The following is a 4,109-nucleotide window of genomic DNA, read 5'->3' as shown; positions in this document are numbered from 1 at the left end:
ATGTTGCAAGTAATATCAAAATTAGGTTTATGTACTTTTTCATTCGTTTTGTTCAGCTTGCAGGTAACGGCTTCGGCTATGATTAGTGCGGGATTAAGGAAGCGGTAGCTTCCGGACTTGCACTAAGACGAAGCATTTTGTTTGCTTTTATTTTTTTCTTGTTCAAAAGTCAAATCAAAATGATTTGACGACATTATAAAAATACACTAAACTTTGGATTAAATACTTAAACCCGTATTAATTATAGCCATTGTTGGCTGGCGTTATTTAATGATTTCTTGAGCATATAGTTTTATTCTCTCACTTTTCTTAAACACTTGGTTTTCTTCATAAATTTTTTCTAAAGTTTCCACATCAATCCATCTTGTTCCAATCATATTGTTGTTGAATAGTTCCTCGAATATATGGCTTTTAAAAGATTCTTCTTTAATCATTTTTTTTTCGATTTTACCTTCATTTTCAATTAGTTTAAGTGCATTGCAAATAGGTAAATGATACCCTGTTGAAATTAATTTGCTGTCACTTTCTTGAATTTTATCTGTAGGTCTTAAAAAACCAGAACAATATGGTAATCTATATTTTGTAGAAGTTTTTGTTCCAGAAGAGGTATGACATAACTTATTATTACATAAAATACTTGTCATTTTTTCAAGCTGTGGAACTAAGTTGGCTGTCGCACTTTTATAAATTACGTTTTTATCCCAAGTTTTATATTGTAAAAAAACAAATCGGACTTTATTATTTTTTAAATCATATTGTTCATAAATCAAATCTGCACCAGTAATATGTTCATCACTATCAGGATGTAAAAACCTTATTCTTAAAACATTACTGTTTTTTAGTTTATAATCAGAAAAGAAATCATTTTGAAATAATTTATCTGAATATGTTGTCCTATCCACTTGATTAAAATCACGATTTAAGATTCTATTTTCTGTTAATCTTACAGGTTCCATCTTTTCTCTAGCTACAAGATGTTCCATTAGTCTTTTAGAGACTGTTTTTTTGGATGGGTCTTGGTCGTGTAAATCTTGTAACGTTTTAATTTGCCTTTCAATTAATTCAATTGGAGAAATATCTTTACCAGTTTCCTGTGATTTTATTTCGGACAAATCTTTAAAATATTGGACTAATTCACTTTCATTTCTTCTAGTTAATAGTTCTATAAAATCTGAATATAATTCTGGAGCTAATTCATTCAGTAAACCAAGCGCATTTTCATATGTTGGAGGTTGTTGTTTTTTACTAGCTAGTTGTAGTAAATCTCGATGAGCAACTATTGTTTGAAAGGCAAGATTTCTTTTTGATTCTTCATCTATTTTAGAATTATTGAAAAAACTCATAGTTATTTTTTTTTCTTAATGACAGCCAACGGTCTCGGCTATGAACAGTTGCATGGGTTGACACGGACTGTTGCAAGTACACGACAAGCTAAAAATTCCGCAGGAATTTTCAGGATAAGCCCTTAATTAGCAATTGTTTATAGCCATTGTTGGCATTTCGTTATTTATTCGTCATATACTCCATAAAGTTCCAAATCCTTAATGTTCTCTTTATCCGAAATTTGGGCTTCGTCAATTTTATTTTTTAAGTTATTCCATTCATATTCGGCGTTGCTTTGTCTAAACTTACCTTGATATTGTGCCATAAGCATAGAGCTTTCAAGTTCCGAATGATAATCAGCTTTAAGGTACAAGGTGCAACTCCTGTCACTATGGCTTTCATAATAAATCTGTCCTTTTTTCGGTCTATTAAATAGGTTTTTGGAAAGCGCGATATAAAGAAGTGGTAATTCTTGGCTGGACAATCTTACACTTTTAAAGTCATTCGTAACTGTTGAAACTTCTTTAACCATTGGTTCAACTCGAAGTTTTATATAATGACCAACTCTATCGGTAATTTCAAAAACTCCATCTTCAACCAAACTTTTTGTGATTTGGTAATCAGACGACCAATATTTTATATTTTCACTTGTTTTCGCAGTTATAAAATCCGTTTTGTCTTGATTATATTCGGGCATTGCCTTAAAGCCTATTTTTTCATTCTCGGTAGTGTAAAAAAGTAAATTTTTTTCGTCTTCAAAAAATTTCCCATTCTCTAATTCACATAGTATTTTCCATTGACTTTCGGGATAACCCTCTTGCCAATCCCACATTGAACCTGTCCTTTTAACTTCTTTTTCTTTTTTTTCTATTATTTCGATTATTCTATTCATTTTCTGAATGTGGTTTTAATGAATGCCAACGGCTTCGGCTATGATTAGTACGGGAATAGGGAAGCAGAGGCTTTCCGATTTAGCACTAAGGCGAAGCATTTTGTTTGCTTTTATTTTTTTTATTCAAAAGTCAAATCAAAATGATTTGACGACTTCATAAAAATACACTAAACTTTGGATTAAACACCAAAACCCGTATTAATTATAGCCATTGTTAGCATTAGTTTATTGTTTTTTCTACAAAGTTATTACTTATCCAACCTCTTAATTTTTGTCCTTTAAATTCATAATCAATTGGATTATTACATAACTGGTGATTTAAAGAATTACTTTCTATTTCAACATATAACCAAATTCGAGTTTCTTTAATTAATTCCGATAATACTTTTACAGTACTGTTTTCTTTTAATCTTCCAATAATATTAGTGTTAGGTTCGCAAGAAAACATTGACTCGTCTTCATCATATTCTTTTATATTCGGTGAGAATCTTACATTGTAATTGTTGTTTAAAATTTTAACATTATAAACCGATAACAAATAATTGTCAGGTTTTAATAATTCATAACTTTCATTGAAAAGCACATAATTTTCAATTGTTATTACTTTGTCAAACTTAAAATTAAAAACTCTGTTAGAAGTAAATGGACTTTCACCACAACAATGATTTAGTTTTAGTGTTAAATGTTTAATGTCTCCGTTATATAAGTAGTAATTATAACACGGTTCATTTATTACCTTTTTTAATTTGTTATTTACATTTAAATAAACCTCAATACATTTAGGTTCGCCACACTGGTATAAATAAATATAATCTAAATCGTTATCGTTGTCCAAATCAGTTTGAAGTTTTTCAAAATCAGATATACTATTTACTTTAATATTCTTTTCTATTATTTCAATTTGTGATTTTAATTTTTCTTGTGAAAAACAATTATTAGTAATTGATAATAATATAATAATTGAAAGGATTACTCTCATTTTTGGTTTTAATTAATGCTAACGTTGTTGTGTATGTTTCAGTTGCGGCGTTTAAGCATTAAATTTAGTAAATAATTACTGAATGGAAAATCCGTGAGGATTTTCCAAAATAGGCTAGAAACTAGCAATTGAATATACACGTTGTTAGCAAACGTTTTATCTATGAACTATATTCGTTAGTATAATTATTCTAACAAAATAATTATTCAAGTCAACTTTATTATTTAAAATATTACCTGCCAAAACTAATGGAGACATAAAGCTTCCACTTATATTCAGATTTTCAACATAAGGTTTTAATAATTCAGATTTTAAAGATGCTCTCTTTAAAGATTCAAAAAATATTCCATTCAAATTAGGTTCCTTATATTTTTCAAGAATACTTCTTTTTAAACTTAAATTATTTTGAGATGTTTCAGAAATTGCATAATTAAACTCTCCGTTAGTATTTAAGTGTTTGTATTTCGTAATTAAAACTTTCTCATTACTTTCAGAGATTACAGATTTTCCAACCCAGATTGAATCGATTACATTATAAATATGAAACTTTAAATTATTCTTTTCCAATATTTTTTCTCCATTTTGTAGTAAGCCACTATTCAACTCAATTTCATTTTCAAAAAAATCTTTCAAAAACTTTTTGTATGAATTTTGAATGTTTTTATCTGGGTAGTTTTTCTTCAAGAAATTTGTTTCAAAATCCAATAAAAGTAAATCTAAATTTTCAGAATTTACTTTTCCAAAACTATCTCTGAATTCACTTTCTTGTGATATTAAAGAAAATGTAAGAAGTAAAAAACTAAATATTATTAACTTTCTTTTCAATTTTTCGTTTAATGTTTGCTAACGGACTTGTGTATGAAACGTAGCGTGCAAAAAGACACTAACTTTTCGGATTAACACAGAGCCGAATTT

The 4,109-nt window shown here is 28.4% G+C and carries 4 protein-coding genes; all 4 read right to left on the bottom strand.

The window, feature by feature from the left end; all coding sequences use genetic code 11:
- Positions 1-263: 263 nt before the first annotated feature.
- Positions 264-1,343, bottom strand: a complete 1,080-nt coding sequence (locus tag ACFQ1U_RS13620; RefSeq protein ID WP_386109314.1) for a hypothetical protein — start codon at positions 1,341-1,343, stop codon at positions 264-266.
- A 164-nt stretch (positions 1,344-1,507) separates the two neighbouring features.
- Entirely contained in the window at positions 1,508-2,215 is a 708-nt protein-coding gene (locus ACFQ1U_RS13615) for a hypothetical protein (RefSeq protein WP_386109312.1), read from the bottom strand.
- A gap of 220 nt (positions 2,216-2,435) precedes the next feature.
- Complete coding sequence (locus tag ACFQ1U_RS13610; RefSeq protein WP_386109310.1) at positions 2,436-3,194, bottom strand: hypothetical protein; 759 nt, start codon at positions 3,192-3,194, stop codon at positions 2,436-2,438.
- 156 nt (positions 3,195-3,350) lie between these two features.
- Positions 3,351-4,019, bottom strand: a complete 669-nt coding sequence (locus ACFQ1U_RS13605; protein ID WP_095069057.1) for a hypothetical protein — start codon at positions 4,017-4,019, stop codon at positions 3,351-3,353.
- Positions 4,020-4,109 lie beyond the last annotated feature (90 nt).

Source organism: Tenacibaculum geojense (assembly GCF_042676005.1).
Classification (GTDB): Bacteria; Bacteroidota; Bacteroidia; order Flavobacteriales; family Flavobacteriaceae; genus Polaribacter; species Polaribacter geojense.
This window is presented reverse-complemented; position numbering and strand designations above follow the sequence as displayed.

Bases quoted from the DNA above. Each gene is read 5' to 3' on its own strand.
- ACFQ1U_RS13620 (WP_386109314.1), bottom strand. From the start codon at position 1,343: ATGAGTTTTTTCAATAATTCTAAAATAGATGAAGAATCAAAAAGAAAT.
- ACFQ1U_RS13615 (WP_386109312.1), bottom strand. From the start codon at position 2,215: ATGAATAGAATAATCGAAATAATAGAAAAAAAAGAAAAAGAAGTTAAA.
- ACFQ1U_RS13610 (WP_386109310.1), bottom strand. From the start codon at position 3,194: ATGAGAGTAATCCTTTCAATTATTATATTATTATCAATTACTAATAAT.